Here is a 20303-nt window from a genome sequence, read left to right on the forward strand (position 1 = left end):
AACAAAATCAATACTCGTCATGTTTAAATTTGTTGTTGTCCTTTTAATTTTGTATATTTTATATAAAATAACAACCAAATACATACTGCCAATCTACCGGCTTCATAATAAAATAAAAGCCCAGGTAGAAGAACAACTAAATGCCCAACAAAACTATTACAATCAATCTAAACCAACGAATAACAGCCAAACCAAAGCCTCCACTTCAAAACGTGGCGGCGAGTACATTGAGTACGAAGAAGTAAAAGATTAAACCAGCTATCACTTAAAATACTGTAAATACAAAATTGCTAATTATCTTTACGCAAGTTCAATCAACCACAGCGCCAATACATTTTTTTATAACCTAAATTACCTGCTGCTTATGCCCTGGAGCCCCGACCAATATAACCAGTTTAAAACCGAGCGTTACGCCCCGTTTTACGATTTACTTGCCCTTATTAAACCTATTGTAAAACCCCAGCAACAACAGGCACAAATTATGGACTTAGGGTGCGGTACCGGCGAACTAACTCACTTGTTAGCCCAACATTTGCCCGATTGCCATATAACAGGCATTGATAGCTCGCCTGAAATGCTATTGCGCACCAACGAATATAAAACCGACAAGTTGCATTTTGAATTGATGCCTATTGAGGCTTTTTTATCCGGAAATAATACCTACGACCTTATTTTTTCAAATGCTGCCCTGCAATGGGTCGAAAATCATGTTGATACACTGGCCAAAATCATAGCCAAAATAAATAAAAATGGCGGGCAGTTAATTGCTCAAATGCCCTCGAACCACAACCATATTACCCATTTAGCCATACAACATTTAGCCTCGCAAATGCCCTACCACAAAGCGTTAAATGGTTTTGTTCGCAAGGCCCCAGTACTAAAAACCGAGCAATACGCACAATTATTACACGATTGCGGGGCTACCCAAATAACTATTTACGAAAAAATATACCCACACACCCTAAATAATGCTACCGACCTTTTTAACTGGGCAATGGGTACTGCTTTGGTGCCCTATTTTGAACGCTTGCCCGATGAATTAGTAGCGTCATTCAAATCACAGTACCTCAATATTTTAGAGGCTTACTACCCAAACAACCCGGTGTTTTACCCCTTTAAACGCATACTTTTAGCTGCCCAATTTTAATTATTCAGGTAGGCTTTAAATCGAATTTTATTTTGCCCTCTCCCCTACCCTGTTTCGGTTTTTAGCTGGGCAAAGAGAAGCGCTTTTTTCTTTTCGTCGTTATATCAAGGCAAACAAATCAGTTACACCTACGTAACGGTTTGCGATAAAGCCTTCGGCAAAATCAAAGCCGCAAGGTTTACCAAAGTCGGCATTGCGATTTTTTACCCGCTCTAAAAAGTTTTTATCCGATATATAAGTTGCTGGTTCAGGGTCGTTAGGATTTGGGTTGTAAAACTGCGAGGCATAAGCAGTAATGGCTGCCATTTTTTGATTAATAAATGCCGATATATCCACAACAAAATGGGGCACCATTAATTTATCCTGTATATAGTGATAAACGGCTTGAGGTCGCCACGCAGGTTGGGCTTGCCCGTTGATGTCTGTGGTAGTAATTTTGCGCAATCCGGATAAAAAGCAAGCATCGGCTACTAATTTTGCCCCCTTGGCATGGTCGGGGTGGCGGTCGTCAATAGCGTTGGCCAAAACAATATCGGGTTGATACGCCCTTATAACTTGAATGATTCCTAACTGGTGGGTGGCATCGTGGGCAAAAAAACCATCGGCAAAGCCTAAATTTATCCGGATATTTAACCCAATAATAGCAGCAGCTTTCGTGGCTTCTTCAAGACGCAACTCGGGGGTGCCACGTGTTCCTAATTCGCCTTTTGTTAAATCAACCACACCTACTTTTTTGCCTTGGGCTATGGCAGCCATTAGGGTGCCGGCGCAGCTAAGTTCTATATCATCCGGATGCGCCCCGAAAGCCAAGATATCTAATTTTTGTATTGCAAAGCTCATTTTATTTAATTGCCTATGTTTATCCGAGTGCTAATACTTTAATATTATTTATTATAGTTAAAATGAGTCAGAATATCGTGTTGCAAAGTTTTAAAATACATTGGGAAGATACCAAAAGCGCCATACAAGCGCATTGCACCCATTAGCAACAAAATAGCAACAATAATTAGCCAAAAAGTAGCCGATAAATCTCCTTTAACTAAGCCCATCACTACAAATAAGGTAGTAATAATGGCTATTTGCACCCAAATCCGGGTAATTTTTCCTTCAAACTCTACCAACCAATGCCCATCGGAGTTAGGTTTTAAAGCAATACTTCCCCAACTAAACGAGCGCAGTTGCGGGTAACGCCTATCAATACCCAAGCGGTAAACTGCGTTGGTAAACTGAGTAGTATTACCATGTTGGGTTTGCGAACTTGGCCGGTGTTTGGCGACCCAATCGTTTAAATATTGTAATAAAGCTTGTTCGGGAATTTGCTTTGGCAGGGTAAAATGGGTGGTTGCTAAGAACGGAAATTTGCTCATGGGTAAAAACAAATTAAAAAATAAAAAAAGAGGTGAGATGATACAACAAAATGCACAAACGCACTAGTTCATTATTTAGTGCGTTTGTGCTTATCATAAAAGCGAGCAAATAAGACAATAAAATTAATAAATCAATTTTAGCCGCTTACTTTACAACTTTTTGAACGATGGTTGTTTGGGCATTACTGACAGATAAGGTGTAAATGCCACTTGCCAACTGTTGAGTGGGTATTTGTAAACTATTTAATCCGGAATGTTGAGCGGTTAGCTGACGACTATAAACCTTACGTCCGGAAATATCGTATAAATTAACCTCAACCATTGTATTACCTTTGTCAAATGATGTATTGTCTATTGTAAAATCGACATTTAACACATTGGCAAATGGTACCGGACAAACCTGTTGAAAAGCTAATTGCATAAGGTAATTACTATTTGCGCGCTCAACCTGATTTGTGGCTAAATTTTGATATTTTCCATCGTTGTCAATGGCTACCAATTGGTAATAATTAACACCATTATTGGGGTTGGCATCAAACAACTGATAGTTGCGTTGTGTTGTGCTGTTTCCGTTCACAGGCAGGCTACCAATTAGCGACCATTGCCCTTGTGCATTTAAACGATTTATTTGATAGGCTGTTACCTGAGTTTCGGTAGCGGTTTGCCATTGCAGTAAATTGCCTTTTGGTTGAGCTACCCCTTCAAAACTTAATAAATTAATGGGCAGTACGGCGCTAAGTTGAATAGTTAGGGTTTGGGTGCATCCGGTAATATTATTAATAACTTCGACGGTATTTACCGATTTATTGGGCACGCTCTTAATAGAAAGAATACTATCCGGACTTGCTATTTCAAAGCTTGTATCGTTATTAAAAATTACAGTATATCCGTTCGTCTCAACGCCACCTTTTACTAACAGGGTAATAGTAAAATCGTCTGTATCATAATTGTAAGTTGATTCGTCCAAAACGTTTAAACTTGTAACAACTACAGCGTTACCCAAGCCCATAGCATAACAAAAATCGGGCAAATTATCTAAGTCGTCAATATTTGTAAGCGCAAGTATTATAGCTTCCTCTCCGGACTTAAAGTTAATACCATAAATTGCGTACATTCCGGATTCGGCGGGGTATTCAAATTCGCCCAAAGTACTTATTTCTAAAATTTGGTTGTCTTTTGTAAATAGGTAATAGGTTGAATAGCCATTTGTATTATCACCATCGGCGGTAAAACCAAAGATACCAGCATCGCAGGTTACAATGGGGTCAACTGGAAAAATTTGCCCAATATTAGCTTCGCAATCAACAGTTGTGCAGTCGGGCGAGGTGGGGTCGAGGATTTCAAATGCGGCGCCGGTCTTATCTAAATAGGCGCACCATGTTTTGGCATCAATTGCCGCAATAAGGTCGGTAATTGAAGCGCCGGGGGCAATAAGTGGTTCAATATCGGTTTGGTTGTCTATATAATAAGTAAAGGTATGGACGGTGTAATTTCCGGTAATTAAGCCTAAATCGGCAAGGTTCAGCACAGCGTTACTAAATGGTGCGGCAATAGCGGTTGAGGTAGCAGTAATAGCATCTCCGCCTTGTGGCACTACAATAAATACAGTTAGGTAGTCGCCATCGGTAACTAAGGGGGTAGCCATAGCTTCAATATTAATTACGGCATCATTGCAATAGGCGGAAGCATCTAGGGTGGTAATATCTAAAGCCACTTCCGAGCACAATAGGCAGTCGTAACTATTACCCGGCTCAACAGTTACCTCAACTCCGGCCAAATCAAGTACGGCACAAAGCCCGCCATTTATTAAGTCCATCAAATCCAAAGCCGATGCGCCGCCATCTAAGGCATTAGTAACAGTCGGCAGATCGGTGTTTAAGACGTTAATTGTATGAATAAACCATGTTCCTTCGGGTAAAACAATACCATCGCCAGTTAATGAATAGGTTTGTTGCGTGTATAATGGTGCGCCATTTGATACAAGATACAAGGTGGTGTAATCGGTTTCGCTGGCACCGGTTGCCGCAATAACAATTTCTTGGCCTGCGGGCGAGTCAGGGGGGCAAACTACTGCGTTGGTAAGCAAGGTTGGTGTACCAAAATTAGCATTGCAGCAGTTGGTTATTTCAATAACAACATACTGAACTGTATCTGCACACAACAAGTTTTCCAAAATTGCACTCTCAAGTTTGGTCATAAAGCCACCTATTTCAATTAAATCTAACAATTTGCCTTCATCGGCTTTTAAGTAATTAACCGCAAAAATGGCAAATTGTCCGGGTGTGTCGAAGGCAATAGTCTCGCCTTCGTTAGCTATAACAAGAATAGTGTTCGTGCTATTATCTATCACAATTATTTTTGTGGCATAAAGAGGGTCATTATTGTCGTCGGCAATGATAAAGTTGCCCATAAAGCCAACACATTCTGTAATCATAGCATTTTGCCCCAGACCAGCATCTGCTAAACAACCCGTACACAGTGGGTCGGTGGGGTCAAGTACCGTCAAAATTCCGGATACATTACTTAGCGATACGCAATCGTTGTTTAATGCTGCACATAAAATTGATGCGCCCGGTTTTAAACAGTCGGCGATATCCGATTCTACTTCTAAGGCGTAATTAATCACTACCAATTTATATTGTCCGGGGGCAAAATCGGCTGCCGAGATGCTTCCAACATCGTAAACGCCTACTAATGTTTCGGGAGAGTCGGCTGTATAAACCAATATTTTGGTGATATATTCCGAAGAGGTATTATTTCCGGATACCGTTACGGTAAACATGTCTTGTTGGCAAATTGGATTTATTGTTTCCAAATTTCCTGTTCCGGATGTATCTTCGCAAGGCGGCGGACTTACTTCGGCAACGTCAAAACAAAACTCGCCCACATTGGTGTCGTACCCATCAACAATAATATAATAGGTTACGCCAGGTTCGGTTACAAAATTATTTACTCCGGCATAGGTTGTGCCCAATGTAGTATTGTCGTCGCAAGCCAAAAGTTGATAGTCGCCACAGCTATTGCCTTTGTATATGGCCATTTGGGTATCTGAAAGCTGAGGCGTTACCGAGCCAGGGCAATTTTTGGTAATAATATTATAAGTGCCGCCTGTGCCGGTAAAACTAAACCAAACCGTATGCAAATAAGGGTCGTTGTCAAAAAAGCAATCGCCGGCGGGGTCAGAATTAATAGCACTTGCGCACTCGTTCGAGAAAGGCATGTTTATAGCAACAGGGTTTTGGATGTCAAAAACTTGTGCGCCGGCACATTCATCGTTAAACACAAAACTACCGTTGCAGTTAGGATTACATAAAATTGGGTTTTGCGCCGAGTTTAAAATGGTATAAGTTGGGTAGTCAAAATTGGGGTCAATTCCGGTGCAATCGCTATCGTAATTTAACGAGCCGTCGGCATCGGGGGTAAGTAAGGGCACAATTACAATGGTTATACTGGGTTCGTTGCCCGTAAAAAGGCCGGCCAAACTAAGGTCGCCGGTGCCGTCATTGTAAACAGGGCCATCGCTGTTCGATACAATTACATTCAAAGTATTGCAGGCATCAATACTGGGGTCGGTGCTTTCGGGCTGGCAACTGTAAATAGCCCACATAACAGCCGGATTAGGCATAGCACCACCCGGAATAAATTCAAGCGGGGGTAATATTAATGGCTCATTGTCGCAAATCGTTGCGCCACTTGGTGGACTAATATTATTGTTTAAATTATCTAAAAAAATAGTGCATGGCTGAGCAGCTATATTAACCGAAGCTGTTGCCAAAAAAAGCAATAAAGCAGCCGCAAATAAAACTGGCAATAAGGAGAAACGCAATATCATAAATAAAACGAGTAAGAAAGAATTTATAAAATAACGTGCTAAGGTAGGCAAAAAAAATTATATCCGGAAGGGTTTTTTTAAGTAAAAGAACTCCGGAATTTAGCCTGTACTCTATTAAACTGTAAAAACAAACGCTGCGTTGCTTAAACAATCATATTTCGGACTAAAACACAGGTATAAAAATAAACCTTCAAGCTAAAAAATTATAAAATTTCTAATTGACATATAGCTTTTAAGCATTAATTTTTTCGGAGTATTGTAGGCGAGTGTACTTTAGATTTAGAGCCTGTCTAAATTTTATTTTCTAATTCTATTAAGCATCAATTTTATCATGGCAAGTTGGATCATTGTCTGGCTCGTTTCGGTTTGGAACTCAAAGTCTTTACTCAATCTTCGATAGCTTTCGAGCCATGCAAAAAGTTCTTTCAACAATCCATCTTTTTGGCAATACTTCGAATTTCGAGGCTGTATTCGATCTACTTACAACCTCAACCACCCACCCAAACGTTTTGCGGGTATTTTCAATTAACTCGCCTCTATACCCGCCATCAGCTACTATCTTTACCAATCTGCAAAACCTGCCTCTGAGGTCAGCTATAACCATTGGGGCTGATTTACTGTCATGCTCATTTGCCGCATGAACCACAACCGCTAAAAGTAGTCCCATTGTATCTACAATAATATGCCGCTTTCTGCCTTTAACTTTTTTACCCCCGTCAATCCCTCTGCACAAGCCTCCGACGCTTGTTGTCTTTACGCTCTGGCTATCAATTATACCAACACTTGGCGATGAAGCCCTGCCTGCTTGCTTTCGAGTCTTATCCCTGAGTATTTCATGGATGAGTTCTATCGTCCCATCCTTCTTCCACTTGGTAAAATAGTAGTAAACAAGCTTCCATGACGGAAAATGGAACGGCAGCATGCGCCATTGACAGCCAGTTTTAAGCAAATAGAACAGCGCATTAAAAATTTCTCTTAAACTGTGTTTTCGTTTCCGTTTGTCGTCTAAAATGCCTAATATTGCACTCCATTGACTATCGGTGAGACTGCTTGGGTAGGTTTTCATTTTACTTTATGTGTTTGATTTTCATAAAGCTATGAATTATTATTTAAACGTCAAACTGATAGTCTTTTATTCACATCTCTTTTAATAACTTTTTTCCTATCAATTTTTAGGACTGGCATGCCAATTTTTAATTTTTAGACAGTCTCTTAAAATATTTTTTTATCCAATTCCTGTTTAGATCAAAAAGTTTAGGTAATTTTGTAGGCAAAAGGGCAGCTAACATTAGTTATTTTATTTGCATTGACCATGAACACTACCACACCTGCATCAAACACACCATTACCAGCGGCACCCGAGCAAAAAATATCGCCCGAGGCATTGGCGGCAACGCTTTTGTGGCATTTGCTTTTATTGTTAATTTTTGCTTTTTTGTTTAAGTTTCAATTGCCCACTAAAAACGAAGAAGGAGGTGTAGCGCTTAATTTTGGGTTTGAAAACGAAACTGGTTTTGGCAACGAACAACCTTTTATTGATATGCCCGTAGCCAACGCTCAACTCAATATTACCGCCGCCGATATTGCTGCTAACCAACAAATGCCCGCCGCCCAAACCAATACCACCATAACCGAAAACCCAATGCAAAACGAAGAGCTATTAAACAGCAACGAACCCGAAGCACCCGTTTTACCTTCAGCTACCCCCCAACCAAGCAAAACCAAGCCGGCAACCGAAAACCAACCTAATGAAGACCAGCCGGCAAACAATAATTCAAATACCCCCCCAACAATACCAACACGCAGGGTAGTTCAACAAACAACACCAACAATAATGCCCCGGCAAATCCCGAATTGGAGGCCGGCTCGCTTTTCCAGTCAAAAAAGGGCAAAAAAACGGGTTCGCAGGGCAATACACCTGGCAAAACCGGCGATGAAGGCAGCCCAATGGGAAATAGTAATATTCCCCGCGCAGGCTCAAACAGCAACGGCATAGGTACTGGCGATATTGGCTTTAATTTGGGTGGCCGCGAGCTAACCACATCGCCACCAATTAGCGATGATTCACAAGAAGTTGGCACTTTGGTGCTTCGTATTAGGGTGGACAGGCAAGGAAATGTTATTGATGCCCAATACAACTCACAAGGCTCGACTTATATTAGCGGAGGTCTTGTAGCCAAGGCTATTACCGCCGCTAAAAAGGCTAAGTTCAGCCCTTCTGCAGATGCGCCCGAAATTCAAATGGGCAGTTTTACCTTCAAGTTCCGGGTAAAATAAAATTAATTTTCTCGTTGCCTTCAAAAAAACATCATCAAACTAAGGTTTAGGTTTGGCCTAAATTTGCCCTGTTTCAATCTAAACAAATAGATCTTGTGTCTGTTATTTTATATTTTTAGTTATGTACCCAACCTTACAATATTTAAAACTTAACTTAGCCATTGCCCCCGGCGTTGCCCATATTCAGCTAAATCGCCCCGATGTATTAAACGCCTTGTGTTTAGAGTTGATGGCCGAATTGCGCGACACCCTAAAATTATTAGATGCTGATGGCTCGGTGCGGTGTATCGTTTTGTCGGGCGATGAAAAGGCATTTGCCGCCGGGGCCGACATAAAACAAATGGCCGGAAAATCGGCAATTGATATGCAAAAAATCGACCAGTTTACCACTTGGGACCAAATTAAAAAAACAAAAAAACCTATTATTGGCGCCGTATCGGGCTTTGCCTTGGGTGGGGGTTGCGAGTTGGCAATGCACTGCGATATGCTAGTAGCCAGCGAAACAGCTAAATTTGGTCAGCCCGAAATTAAAATTGGCACCATGCCCGGCGCAGGTGGCACACAACGCCTAACGCGAGCTGTTGGCAAAGCATTAGCTATGGAAATGGTACTTACTGGCCGCTTCATTTCTGCCCACGAAGCACTTGCCGCACAATTAATTAACCGCGTCGTACCCATCGAATTGTACTTAGCCGAAGCTGTAAAATTGGCTTCACAAATTGCCGAGCTATCTCCTGTTGCCGTACAGTTGGCCAAAGAAAGCGTATTGCAGGCCTTTAATTCAACCTTAGACGAAGGCTTGCTCTTTGAACGTAAAAATTTCTACTTGACTTTTGCCAGCAACGACCAAAAAGAAGGAATGGCTGCGTTTGTTGAAAAACGGAAACCTAATTTTTCCGGAAATTAATATTGTATTTGGACGCAAATATTCTTAGCTATTTATTGTTCGCGAGTGCGCAATGCCTCCATAAAGCCTTGTAATTGGGTTAAGGCTTCGTAATTAGTTGTATTAAATTGTTGCAAATAGGTTTGGGCCTGCTGGTAATAATCATCGGCAATTTGCTGCGCGTACTGCCTTGCACCTGCCTGCTGAAATAGTTCGGTGATGGCTTCAATTTTTTGAGGGTCGTCAGTTGGTTGATGCGACAGCCATTGCAGTAATGCCTTTTGTTGTGGTGGTGGCAGGGTTTGAGCGGTATGTAATAACAATACAGTTTTTTTATTCCGGATAATATCGCCGGCAGGGCGTTTGCCAAAAACAGCGGCATCGCCATATACGTCTAAAATATCGTCAATAATTTGAAAAGCAATACCCGTCAGTTCGCCGTAATGGTATAGCAAGCGGGCTTGTTCGGGTGTTGCACCGCCGTAAAGGGCTCCTATCTCAAAACTTGCACCTAATAGCACCGCAGTTTTTAGCCGAATCATATTTATATATTGCGGTACTGTTACAGCTTCAATAGGCAGGGTTTCAAAATCAACATCGTATTGCTGGCCTTCGCAAACGCCTATGGCTGCATGGTTAAACGCCCTTGTAACGTGGGGTAAAATGGCATCAGGGCATTGGCAAATTTGTTGATAAGCCAAGGCAAACAATAAATCGCCCGACAGTATGGCAGTATTTAAATTGAATTTTTCGTGCAGTGTGGGTTGTCCGCGCCGCAGTGGCGAGTCGTCCATAATATCGTCATGGGCCAGGGTAAAATTATGAAAAGCCTCAATGCCAAATGCGGCGGGCATAACTTGTTGAATATTACCCCCAGCTAATAAGCATCCGGAGAAACAAAGTAAGGGTCGTACGCGCTTCCCACCTAATTGCATTAAATAGTGGGCTGGGGCATATAATCCGGATGGTTGTTTGTTTTGAAGGTTTACCTCGTGTAAATACTGATTGAATTTCGTTAAAAGATCGGCGTATAAGTTGCTCATATTAAGTATGTATTTTACTCGCAAAGGTAGCTAATGCTCGATATAAATGCGCATAAAAATACTCCGGATGGAGCATAAACTTACCATCCGGAGTATTTAAAATTGTTCTAAAAAAGGCAGGTTTAGTTAACTATTAGTTTGCTACTTACTTGCTGTCCTTGTGTGTTAGTTAAAGTTACCAAATATAAACCGTTTGGCAAATGGGCGGTATCAATTGAAACTTGTTTGCCTGTTGTTTGATGAATTTGAACGGTTTGGCCTAATAAATTACTTACCGAAACTATATAATTAGCAGCGTTGTAATTGTTAAAGCTTAAAACGGTTAGATCAAAACTTGGGTTGGGCAACAAACTAAATTGCATAAACGCCGGAGCATTGTTAATACCCACAGTTGAAAGAGCACATTTATCGTAAATATAGGTAGGAACCGATACAGGATCTTTTGCGCCTACAATATTTAACAGGCGGTTGTAACCACCTAAGCCATTTTCAACTAAACAATCTTTGGGGGTATCTTTATAGATTTCGGCAAATTCATCGCTGCCGGGGTCGCCGTTAGTGCCGTTGTAATATTTGTATTGGTATTCGCCGGGCACAACTTTTACTGTTGCCGAATAAACGCCATCGCCATCGCCATCGGTCATTTGAATAATATTTTTTTGCCAGGCGGGGTCGGTAAATGCGCCGGCAACAAACAAGCCCGAAGTGTTGTAAATTTCGTCACTGTTTAATATATCAACGCTAAAAGTAACATCAACGGCGGGCAAAATTTCGGGGCAAACAGGCTCGCAGGTGGCAAAACATACAACTGGTATTACCATATCGTTGGGGCCTTTAACCACTACTTCGCGGTTATTGCTAACACTACATGCCGAAGGAACAGCTTCGTCTTTACCCCAGGCATCGCCGTTAATAAATTTGTAGGCGTATGTACCTTCGGGTAATTTAACGGTGATTGTATAAATTTTGTCGCCATCGTCATCGGTCATAATGGTTTGGCCGGGTTGCCAGTTGCCGGGGTATCCGGCAGCAGCCTGAAAACTACCAGCTACGCTAACCAGACTTACATCTTTTGCGTTAGTCATATCAACCTGAAAAGTTACATTAATGGTGTCAATATTTGTAGGACATGCGGCACAAGTTCCAAAGCAAACGGGGGACATATCTAAGCCCTTGTTCGATATTCGCATCAAACGGTTGCCATTGCTAGCACATTCTCCGGGAACACCTTCATCTGCGCCCCAAGCATCGCCGTTAATAAATTTGTATTCAAAGCAAGACATGGGCGGCAATTCTAAATTTACCTCATAAATTTTATCGCCATCGTCGTCGGTCATTAAAACAGCACCGGGCTCCCAGTCGTTAGGGAAGCCTGCGGCTTTTTGGAAGCCACCCGCTACCGAAACTTTTGCGGCAGGGGTTTGTAAAGATAAGTCGCAACGAAGGGTTACGGGTACGGTTACAGGCATGGTGCTCATGCAAACACCGCATCCGGCAAAACAATCGGGACCAAGTGTTACATCGGCAAGTGAGGCAACCTGAAAAGTGCGGTTTCCTCCGGTTGCACAGTCGGTTGGAACAGCCTCATCTTCACCCCAAGCATCGCCGTTTATGTATTTGTATTCATACGCGCCGGGGGGCAGTTCAACGGTTATTTCGTAAATAAAATCGCAGTTGTCGTCTTTTAAAACGGTTATTCCAGGTGCCCAGTCGTTTTCAAAACCGGCAGCTTTTTGAAAATTACCGGCTACCGAAACCACATCGGCGGCTTGCTCGTTTGAAAGGTCAAGCTGGAAAGTAACTTTTTTTCCGGGGCCTTGGGCAAAAGCCAAAACAGAGCTTGTTAACAAAAGAAAAAGGAAGTATAGATTTTTCATAAAGCGTATTAATTTAATTAAAAAATTTAATGCAGATAAAATTAAGACCTCGCAAAGATAGGGAGTTTTGCCAAATACTTAAAGAAAAGAAAGAAAAAAACTAAAACTTACAATTATAAGCAAGTTTGCTAAAAATTATTTAATTTTAATGTACTTAAAAAAAATAGCGCGGCGTTATAGATATTGTAAACCTAATAGTTTAATTTTTGTTTTAGCAAATACATTTTTTTTGTTCTTAAAAGATTGACGTGAAAACTATTAGTTGTATGAAGCGCAGCCAACAAGTATTTTTGTTTGTAACCGGAATTTTAGCCTTGCTAATACTAACCAATTGCGAAAAAGAAATTATTTTAGATATACCCCCACCTGAGCCCAAAATTGTGGTTGAGGCTAGGATTGAAACAAATGGGCAGCCTACTGTTGTATTAAACCGGAATTTCCCGTACTTTGGGCAAATTACCGCCACCCAATATGCTGCAAACTATGTGCATAATGCCGTTGTGGTAGTATCGGATGGGGAAAAGCAAGTTACCATGCCCGAAATTTGTTGGTCAAAATTATCAGATTTTGAGCAAGAATTATTAGCCAAACAATTTGGTATTACTATTGATTCGCTTCCGTCTGGATTTGACCTTTGTGTTTATGCCGAATTTAGTCCAAATCCAACCTTAAAAGGTGAAAACGGCAAAACATACACGCTTAATATTTACACGCAAGAAGGCGATACCTTAACAAGCCTTACCACTATCCCCTATCCGGTGGCCATTGATAGTTTTTGGCTCGAAAAGCACAAAGACCCTAAATATGCCGACTCGCTGCGCCGCGTTTTAATTCAGTTTAAAGACCCCGACACTTTGGGAAATTATTATCGCTTGTTTACTAACTACAACAACCAAGGGTATTTAACCAATTTTAGTTCGGTTTCTGATGATTTATTTATAAACGGAAAATCATTTTTCTTTCCGGCAAATAAAGCCGAGGCACGCAACAGCAGCGACGAAATAGATCCGGATACTTTTGGCTACTGCAAAATAGGAGATACGCTTAAAGTAAAATTTTGCACCATTGATTATGCTAATTACCTCTTTCTAAATACGCTCGAGTATAGTGCCAATTCAAATGGCCCTATGGGAGCCCCCGTTAATATAAAACATAATGTAAAAAACGGGCTGGGTACATTTACCGATATTGTGTAGGCAGCGAAATTGACGTTTATATAGATAAATAAAATAATGTCAATTAATTAATTCCGGATAAATTAATGAATGAACTAACTAACTTGTCCAAGTTGTACCATCTTTGCCATCTTTAACCGTAATTTGCAATTCGGCAAGTTTATTGCGAATAATATCGCTGGTTGCCCAATCTTTGCGCGCGCGCTTCGGCTCTAATTTGCAGCACCAAATCCATAAGGCCATTGGTTAGGCTGGCATTTTTTGACGATGTCGATGCTGCGGCTGTTTCATCTTTTAAACCCAACACATCCAACAAAAAAGCGCGGTAAGTATTGGCCAGCTCTTCAAAAGTGTTTTGTGCTAAGGCATCAAGGGGCAGTTGTTGGTTGTGAAGGCGATTTATAATACTGGCTATTTCGTACAAATCGGCAAGTACGCGAGCGGTATTAAAATCGTCGTTAATATGGGTGTAGCAATCGGCACAAATTTGGCGGGCGGCCAAATCGGCTTCAATATTGGTGGCAATTTCGTTTCCCGGGTGTTTTAAGCCGTCTAACAATCGGAGGCTTTCCATTAAGCGTTTGTAGCCTTTTTCGGCATCTTGCAAACCTTTATTGGTAAAATCGACCGTGCTGCGGTAGTGCGCCGTCATAAAAAAGCAGCGCAAAGTCATGGGCGAGTAGGCTTGCTCTAACACCGGATGGTCGCCGGCAAATAGTTCGGCAGGTAAAAAAGAGTTGCCCAACGACTTGCTCATTTTTGTGCCATTAACCGTCAGCATATTCGAGTGCATCCAATATTGTACCGGGCTATTGCCACAGCAGCCAATGCTTTGCGCTATTTCGGCCTCGTGATGCGGAAATTTTAAATCCATTCCGCCGCCATGTATATCGAAAACCTCGCCTAAATATTTTTGACTCATTACCGAGCATTCCAAATGCCATCCGGGGGTGCCTTCGCCCAAGGCGATTTCCAACGCATAATATGTTCAACGGGCTGTTTTATCCAGATAGCAAAATCTGTCGGCGATTTTTTATCGTCTTGACCGTCTAAATCGCGAGAGCGGCAATTAAATCTTCTAAAATTTTTCCCGATAATTGGCCGTACATGGGTTTATCCGGATGACTTTTTAAATATTCGGCATATTTTGGCACATCAAAATACACCGAGCCTTTAGCTTCGTAGGCAAAACCGTTATCAATTATTTGTTGTACCATGGCAATTTGCTCGGGTATATGCCCCGATGCTGTTGGCTCAATGCTTGGCCGGCTTACGTTTAGCAAATCCATTACATCATGAAAATTGTTGCTGTATTTTTGCACCACTTCCATCGGCTCTAATTGCTCTAAGCGGGCTTTTTTGCCAATTCTATCCTCGCCCGAGTCGGCAGCCTCGTTTTCAAGGTGGCCAACATCGGTAATATTGCGCACAAAACGCACTTTGTAACCGATATGTTTTAGGTAACGATACAGTACGTCAAAAAATACAAAGGTTCGGCAATTACCCAAATGAACATAATTGTAAACTGTAGATACACACGTACATGCCCACAAATCCCGCTTTTAAAGGGGCAAACTTCTCTTTTGTCCGGATAAGGTGTTGTAAATAGTAAGTTCAGTATTGCGCATACATATTTTATGAAAATAAAAAACAAGCTGCAAAGATACGGCAAAATGGCAATACCACTTCTTAAACGGGTTATGGGCTTTACAAGGTTTTATTCACGCTAATCTTGTTTTTTCCGGATGAAAAAGAAAAAAAATCCCCCTGCAAAAAAAATATTCTTTTTGCAGGGGTATCTGTTACCAAAGGCTGGGTTACCACAACAAGGTAATATTGTGTTTTGTTGTTTCAGTTAATCCGGATAAATGGTTGGTGTAGGCGAGCCTATACACATACACGCCTGTGGGTGCGTTGTTCATTAGTCATCTATTAATTTGGTATTAAATAAAATCGGCTATGCTATCTTGCACCAACATGCTATAAAAATCGCCTATAACCACGCCATACCAATAAAAGTCGTTTGTTTGGTCAGATGAGGCAACATACTTTGCTTGAACTTGTGCAGTACAATTTTTACCCGGAATATTTAAACTGAGCCATCCGTTTTGCTGGGCATCGGCAAGGTTTGCCAGTTCAATAAATTTGATGGAGGGGCGAGCGTGTTTTGGGTAAGTAATTGTTGATATATTGCGTATTGAGCAGGGCTTAGGTCTTTAGGCGAAACAGTTATTTCGGTTATAAATGTCGGTTGCCCCTTTGCCACAAGGCTGCCACCCACAAAACCAAGAAAAAACAACAACATATATAAAATGAATTTATACCCCCTCTCCAATATATGTAAAAGTGAATAATGTGTTGGTTGATTTACCAACAAGGCGTGCGCTGTATTGAAACAACGCATTGTTTTTGTGTTGCTTCATAATTTTTAAAATTTAAAATGAAAATTATATTAGTTAGCAGCAAATTTATAGCATTTTTTATTTAATGGCAAGAGTTGGGGTAAAAAAAAAACGTCTTGAACCACTGATTTTTTCTTTTGTTTCCGGAAAATTATCTTAGTTACTAATCTAAACAGATTAAAGTATTGACAGTATTTTGCCGCTTGCCATCCTTTGAATAAACCGTGGTGTAGGGTATTCATAGCCCACGATTTAAATTGTAGGCTAAGTATCACAATTCAAAATGAATAATTCTTTGCTGCTGTTATAAAAAAAATCCGGATATTTACGCTTGCTTACTTGAAAAACTTGCTGTAAACGAATATCTTTGCGCAATTTCAAAGTGCAATTCTAATGATTATCAAATTTTAATTATTTACAATATAGTGATTATGATTTCTCCGTTCTGCGATTTTTTTGGCCAACCCATAACCGTAAAAACACCACAACATTTTTCAAGCACCCAAACCTCTGATGTTATTTTGGCTGTTTCTATGATGGTTATTGCCTTGGTAATTTCGTACGTTGTGGCCAATGCCATAGCTTTTGAGGGCAGCGTTAATGCCCGCGATGCCCACCGCCGTCGTTTTTGGTTTTGGGCCATTGGCATATTTTTTACGCTTGGCTATTTTTTATACAACTACGCCTGGTTATCGTGCAGCATAAGCCCTGCCTTTGAGGGCGAGTTTGTAACAACATTTGTTGCCTCAACGCTGCTACTGTTTGGCGGCTACGTTTTAGCAGGTTTTTTGTTAAGCCGGTTTGTATTTAAAAATCGCAAATACGGAACTTTATTTCCGGGCAATAATAATTAATTTAATTTCAATTCACTTTTCAAACTGATATAATAATAGTAGTTATTTAATAAATAATATGGAAAAGCTTTTTGTTATAGGTTCGGGTGGTACAGGCATGCGCTGCCTGCAAGCATTTGTGCATTTATGCGCTATGGGTATGTTCGATGATAAGGAAATACACTTATTAGCCCTCGATACAGATTTGGACAACGCAAATTTTGCCGACCTTAAAAAACTAATAAACGACTGCTACTTACCCATTAAAGGCCAAGACGAGGCCAAACGAACCGCCCTTAAAGATACTTTTTTTTCGGCCAATATAAAATTTTATAAATTTTCTCCGGATTACTCAAAAACCGATACACAAAACCCTTCAAAAATTTTTGGTTTACTGCACGAAGATAAAAACAGTACCGATTTAGCCAATTTACTGTTTACCAAAAATGTTCAGGAGTTTGACCTAAAACACGGCTACCGAACGCAAACGCACATGGGCTCTATGCTTATGTACAACGGCATTTTAGAGGCGGTAAACGACCTTAATACCGATATTGCCCGATTTTTAAAAGCCCTGCTCGATGAAAGTCAAACCGGCACCGAAGCCAAAGTGTTTGTAATGGGTTCGGTATTTGGTGGTACGGGTGCATCGTCTATTCCGGTAGTGCCCTTAGCCCTGCGCGATGCCGCTTTTAAAGCTTTTAACAAAGCCGCACTTACCAATATACGCTATGGGGCTGCGCTGCTAACCCATTATTTTACCTTTAATTTAGCCAGCGACACCGAGCGCGCCCGCGAAAAAGTATTGGCCGATGCCAAAAACTTCCCAATCAACTCGCAGGCCGCCCTTATGTTTTACGAAAACGATAAAACCGTAATTGAAACCTACGATTCGTTTTATATAATAGGCACCGAAAACAGCACTTACCAGCTAATTCCAAACCAAAAAGATACCATTACCGGCGGCGACAAACAACGCAACCAATCACATTATTTAGAGTTAATTGCGGCTGGCGCAGCCCATTCGTTTTTTAACACTAACACGGTAAACGATAGTGCTGTTTATTATTTTAAATCAATTGACCAAACCGGCGCACTCGATTTTAAAGACTTTATAAACAACGATACCTTTATTAAACGCTTTACTTGGTTTACAGCTATGGCGTTTTTAGTAAATTTAGATAATACCGATTTTATTGAAGCCGCCCGAAACAACAAAATTGAAGGCGAAACAAATTACCACCAATTAGGCAAAGAAGAGGTAGATGCTTTGAAACGGTATTTTTGTTTTTATTTGTTCGGATTTAGAGATAATGCCGGAAGTTTACAAAACGACTGGCTAAGGCAACTGCACCGGTCTGCGGGCGGTAATAACAATTTGCTTTTTAATCCGGATATATTTTCAGAAAACGTTGCCAATATCAAATTTCACGAAATATTTTCGAACCCTAAATATAAAATGCACAATTTAGATATTTCGTGGGGGTTTACGAGTGCTGTTGGTCGTACTTTCGATAAGTTTAAAGATACTTTTGTAAAAAACACCAGCCATGTATCCTTAAACAACCTGCTTGAAGCCATGATAAAACGCATGTACGATACTTTGGCACTACTATATAAATTTTAATGCTTCTTTTTATTCTACTAATTTCCGGATGAACGTATGAAGATAGCGATAATAGGACCAGCATACCCGTTTAGAGGCGGATTAGCTTCGTACAACGAAAGACTTGCCACCACACTGCAAAACAATAACCACAATGTAATAATATATACCTTTACCGTACAATATCCTAATTTTTTATTTCCCGGAAAAACACAATATTCAGCCGAAAAACAACCTAATAGTTTAAATATTAAACAAAAAATAAACTCAATTAACCCCTTTAACTGGTTTAGCACAGGAAATCATATAAAAAAACAAAATCCCGATTTGGTAATTGTTAGGTTTTGGCTTCCGTTTATGGGGCCAAGTTTGGGTACAATTTTAAGATTAATAAAAAAAAACAAGCATACTAAAATAATTTCGTTAATAGACAATATAATACCCCACGAGGCAAGAATGGGCGATAAATTATTTACCAAATACTTTTTAAAACCCGTAGATGCTTTTTTGGTTATGTCGGAGGCAGTTTTAAACGATACCAAAACTTTTAATGTTGATAAACCTATAGCATTGTCGCCTCATCCGTTGTTTGATAATTTTGGTGAAAGTATTTCAAAAACCGAGGCGCGACAAAAACTAAATTTGCCTACAAACTGCGATTATCTGCTGTTTTTTGGCCTCATTAGAAAATACAAAGGCTTGGATTTGTTGCTTAAAGCCTTTGCCGACAGTCGTTTTAGAAACCGGAACCTTAAATTAATTATAGCGGGCGAGTATTATGCCGATAAAGAATATTATACAAACTTAATTAAACAACTTCAATTAGAAAACGAAATAATACAAACTGATGCGTTTATTACTGATTCGGAGGTGAAGTATTATTTTTGTGCCTCCAACCTTGTAGTTCAACCTTATATTTCGGCTACCCAAAGTGGGGTAACGCAAATTGCCTACCACTTTAATAAACCGATGATTGTAACAAATGTTGGCGGCCTGGCCGAAATGTGCCCAAACGATAAAGTTGGGTATGTGGTTAATCCAAATCCGGATGAAATAGCCGGTGCCATCTTAAAATTTTTTGACGAAAACAAAGAAAATACCTTTATTGAAAACATCATCGAAGAAAAAAAGAAATATACGTGGGAAATTTTGATGGATAATTTATTGAACTTGCACGAAAATATTAAATAAAACTTGTAAGCATGGCTAATCCGGAAAAATTTAAGAAAACTAAATTTGAATTGGATGTTTTTTCAAAAATTGACAAAACTTGGACTTTGTTTTTAGACCGAGACGGGGTAATTAATAAAAAACTTGAAAATGACTATGTTAAAGACATACACGAATTACAACTTTTACCAAACGCCATTAAAGCAATTGTAATTTTATCGCAATTTTTCGGAAAAATTATTGTCGCTACCAACCAGCAAGGCATAGGCAAAAAATTAATGACACACCACAATTTAAAACAAATTCACAGATATATTTTACAATTAGTTAAAATTAAGGGCGGCAATATTGATGCTTTTTATTACGCACCACAATTGGCAACCGAAAACTCGAACTACCGAAAACCTCAAACAGGTATGGCTATACAGGCAAAAAACGATTTTAACGAAATAGATTTTTCAAAATCAATTATGGTGGGCGACTCGCTAACCGATATTGAGTTTGCCCTTAACGCCAATATGATTCCGGTTTTTTTAAATCATAACACTTCAAGTAACCATCATAACTATACAACTCCATCGCTGTATGCATTTGCCAAAATGCTAAACAGTATCTTAAAACCAAACTAATTAATACCATCTTCTCAGCCGCTCACCACTCACTCAAACACACAAAATATCGAACTATT

16 protein-coding genes and 2 pseudogenes are annotated in these 20303 nt (G+C 40.2%); 10 read left to right on the plus strand and 8 right to left on the minus strand.

Annotated features, from left to right (window positions below):
* Positions 1–19: 19 nt before the first annotated feature.
* Together IPI59_14765 and IPI59_14770 are read left to right on the plus strand one after the other, a co-directional pair.
* Complete coding sequence (locus tag IPI59_14765; protein MBK7528769.1) at positions 20–253, plus strand: hypothetical protein; 234 nt, start codon at positions 20–22, stop codon at positions 251–253.
* A 111-nt stretch (positions 254–364) separates the two neighbouring features.
* A complete protein-coding gene (locus tag IPI59_14770; protein MBK7528770.1) occupies positions 365–1147 on the plus strand; it encodes a methyltransferase domain-containing protein in 783 nt (260 codons plus the stop codon).
* A 99-nt stretch (positions 1148–1246) separates the two neighbouring features.
* On the opposite strand, the gene bshB1 is transcribed toward IPI59_14770, so the two are convergent.
* The 4 genes and pseudogenes from bshB1 to IPI59_14790 all read right to left on the minus strand — a co-directional run bounded on the left by bshB1 (position 1247) and on the right by IPI59_14790 (position 7412).
* Positions 1247–1987 (minus strand): bacillithiol biosynthesis deacetylase BshB1, encoded by a 741-nt coding sequence (bshB1, locus tag IPI59_14775; protein ID MBK7528771.1) that lies wholly within the window; start codon positions 1985–1987, stop codon positions 1247–1249.
* Between the two features lie 44 nt (positions 1988–2031).
* Positions 2032–2514 (minus strand): hypothetical protein, encoded by a 483-nt coding sequence (locus IPI59_14780; protein ID MBK7528772.1) that lies wholly within the window; start codon positions 2512–2514, stop codon positions 2032–2034.
* A 145-nt stretch (positions 2515–2659) separates the two neighbouring features.
* Entirely contained in the window at positions 2660–6346 is a 3687-nt protein-coding gene (locus IPI59_14785; GenBank protein ID MBK7528773.1) for a T9SS type A sorting domain-containing protein, read from the minus strand.
* 297 nt (positions 6347–6643) lie between these two features.
* Positions 6644–7412 (minus strand): annotated as a pseudogene (locus IPI59_14790) (IS5 family transposase).
* A 246-nt stretch (positions 7413–7658) separates the two neighbouring features.
* On the opposite strand from IPI59_14790, the gene IPI59_14795 reads away from it, so the two are divergent.
* From IPI59_14795 to IPI59_14805, 3 genes are all read left to right on the plus strand, one after another.
* Positions 7659–8342, plus strand: coding sequence for a hypothetical protein (locus IPI59_14795; protein MBK7528774.1), 684 nt, complete (start codon positions 7659–7661; stop codon positions 8340–8342).
* On the plus strand, positions 8294–8623 hold the full coding sequence (locus tag IPI59_14800) for a hypothetical protein (GenBank protein ID MBK7528775.1): 330 nt from the start codon (positions 8294–8296) through the stop codon (positions 8621–8623). The genes IPI59_14795 and IPI59_14800 overlap by 49 nt, the downstream gene beginning before the upstream one ends.
* Positions 8624–8744: 121 nt before the next feature.
* The gene (locus IPI59_14805; GenBank protein ID MBK7528776.1) at positions 8745–9530 is read left to right on the plus strand and encodes an enoyl-CoA hydratase/isomerase family protein; all 786 of its coding nucleotides are present in this window, start codon (positions 8745–8747) and stop codon (positions 9528–9530) included.
* A gap of 32 nt (positions 9531–9562) precedes the next feature.
* Here IPI59_14805 and IPI59_14810 read toward each other — a convergent pair whose 3' ends face one another.
* Both IPI59_14810 and IPI59_14815 read right to left on the minus strand, forming a co-directional pair.
* Positions 9563–10552 (minus strand): polyprenyl synthetase family protein, encoded by a 990-nt coding sequence (locus IPI59_14810; protein ID MBK7528777.1) that lies wholly within the window; start codon positions 10550–10552, stop codon positions 9563–9565.
* A 122-nt stretch (positions 10553–10674) separates the two neighbouring features.
* Positions 10675–12429 (minus strand): T9SS type A sorting domain-containing protein, encoded by a 1755-nt coding sequence (locus tag IPI59_14815; GenBank protein ID MBK7528778.1) that lies wholly within the window; start codon positions 12427–12429, stop codon positions 10675–10677.
* A 248-nt stretch (positions 12430–12677) separates the two neighbouring features.
* On the opposite strand from IPI59_14815, the gene IPI59_14820 reads away from it, so the two are divergent.
* Entirely contained in the window at positions 12678–13625 is a 948-nt protein-coding gene (locus IPI59_14820) for a DUF4249 domain-containing protein (GenBank protein MBK7528779.1), read from the plus strand.
* A 78-nt stretch (positions 13626–13703) separates the two neighbouring features.
* On the opposite strand, the pseudogene IPI59_14825 reads toward IPI59_14820, so the two are convergent.
* Together IPI59_14825 and IPI59_14830 are read right to left on the minus strand one after the other, a co-directional pair.
* A pseudogene (locus tag IPI59_14825) lies at positions 13704–15149 on the minus strand (cysteine--tRNA ligase).
* Positions 15150–15693: 544 nt separating this feature from the next.
* Positions 15694–16008 carry a hypothetical protein gene (locus IPI59_14830; protein ID MBK7528780.1) on the minus strand — a complete coding sequence of 105 codons (315 nt, stop codon included), beginning with the start codon at positions 16006–16008 and terminating at the stop codon, positions 15694–15696.
* Positions 16009–16437: 429 nt separating this feature from the next.
* Between IPI59_14830 and IPI59_14835 the strand changes: the two genes are divergently transcribed.
* The 4 genes from IPI59_14835 to IPI59_14850 are packed head-to-tail and all read left to right on the plus strand — an operon-like array spanning position 16438 to position 20244.
* On the plus strand, positions 16438–16860 hold the full coding sequence (locus IPI59_14835; GenBank protein ID MBK7528781.1) for a hypothetical protein: 423 nt from the start codon (positions 16438–16440) through the stop codon (positions 16858–16860).
* 58 nt (positions 16861–16918) lie between these two features.
* Positions 16919–18466: a hypothetical protein gene (locus IPI59_14840; protein MBK7528782.1), complete on the plus strand. Its 1548-nt coding sequence runs from the start codon at positions 16919–16921 to the stop codon at positions 18464–18466.
* Between the two features lie 36 nt (positions 18467–18502).
* The gene (locus IPI59_14845) at positions 18503–19636 is read left to right on the plus strand and encodes a glycosyltransferase (GenBank protein ID MBK7528783.1); all 1134 of its coding nucleotides are present in this window, start codon (positions 18503–18505) and stop codon (positions 19634–19636) included.
* Between the two features lie 11 nt (positions 19637–19647).
* Positions 19648–20244, plus strand: a complete 597-nt coding sequence (locus IPI59_14850) for an HAD-IIIA family hydrolase (protein ID MBK7528784.1) — start codon at positions 19648–19650, stop codon at positions 20242–20244.
* Positions 20245–20303: the final 59 nt, after the last annotated feature.

The sequence above is a fragment of the Sphingobacteriales bacterium genome (genome assembly GCA_016706405.1).
Classification (GTDB): domain Bacteria; phylum Bacteroidota; class Bacteroidia; order Chitinophagales; family UBA2359; genus BJ6.

Coding starts and splice junctions, on each gene's coding strand:
- IPI59_14765 (MBK7528769.1), top strand. CDS start 20: ATGTTTAAATTTGTTGTTGTCCTTTTAATTTTGTATATTTTATATAAA.
- IPI59_14770 (MBK7528770.1), top strand. CDS start 365: ATGCCCTGGAGCCCCGACCAATATAACCAGTTTAAAACCGAGCGTTAC.
- bshB1 (MBK7528771.1), bottom strand. CDS start 1,987: ATGAGCTTTGCAATACAAAAATTAGATATCTTGGCTTTCGGGGCGCAT.
- IPI59_14780 (MBK7528772.1), bottom strand. CDS start 2,514: ATGAGCAAATTTCCGTTCTTAGCAACCACCCATTTTACCCTGCCAAAG.
- IPI59_14785 (MBK7528773.1), bottom strand. CDS start 6,346: ATGATATTGCGTTTCTCCTTATTGCCAGTTTTATTTGCGGCTGCTTTA.
- IPI59_14795 (MBK7528774.1), top strand. CDS start 7,659: ATGAACACTACCACACCTGCATCAAACACACCATTACCAGCGGCACCC.
- IPI59_14800 (MBK7528775.1), top strand. CDS start 8,294: ATGGGAAATAGTAATATTCCCCGCGCAGGCTCAAACAGCAACGGCATA.
- IPI59_14805 (MBK7528776.1), top strand. CDS start 8,745: ATGTACCCAACCTTACAATATTTAAAACTTAACTTAGCCATTGCCCCC.
- IPI59_14810 (MBK7528777.1), bottom strand. CDS start 10,552: ATGAGCAACTTATACGCCGATCTTTTAACGAAATTCAATCAGTATTTA.
- IPI59_14815 (MBK7528778.1), bottom strand. CDS start 12,429: ATGAAAAATCTATACTTCCTTTTTCTTTTGTTAACAAGCTCTGTTTTG.
- IPI59_14830 (MBK7528780.1), bottom strand. CDS start 16,008: ATGCGTTGTTTCAATACAGCGCACGCCTTGTTGGTAAATCAACCAACA.
- IPI59_14835 (MBK7528781.1), top strand. CDS start 16,438: ATGATTTCTCCGTTCTGCGATTTTTTTGGCCAACCCATAACCGTAAAA.
- IPI59_14840 (MBK7528782.1), top strand. CDS start 16,919: ATGGAAAAGCTTTTTGTTATAGGTTCGGGTGGTACAGGCATGCGCTGC.
- IPI59_14845 (MBK7528783.1), top strand. CDS start 18,503: ATGAAGATAGCGATAATAGGACCAGCATACCCGTTTAGAGGCGGATTA.
- IPI59_14850 (MBK7528784.1), top strand. CDS start 19,648: ATGGCTAATCCGGAAAAATTTAAGAAAACTAAATTTGAATTGGATGTT.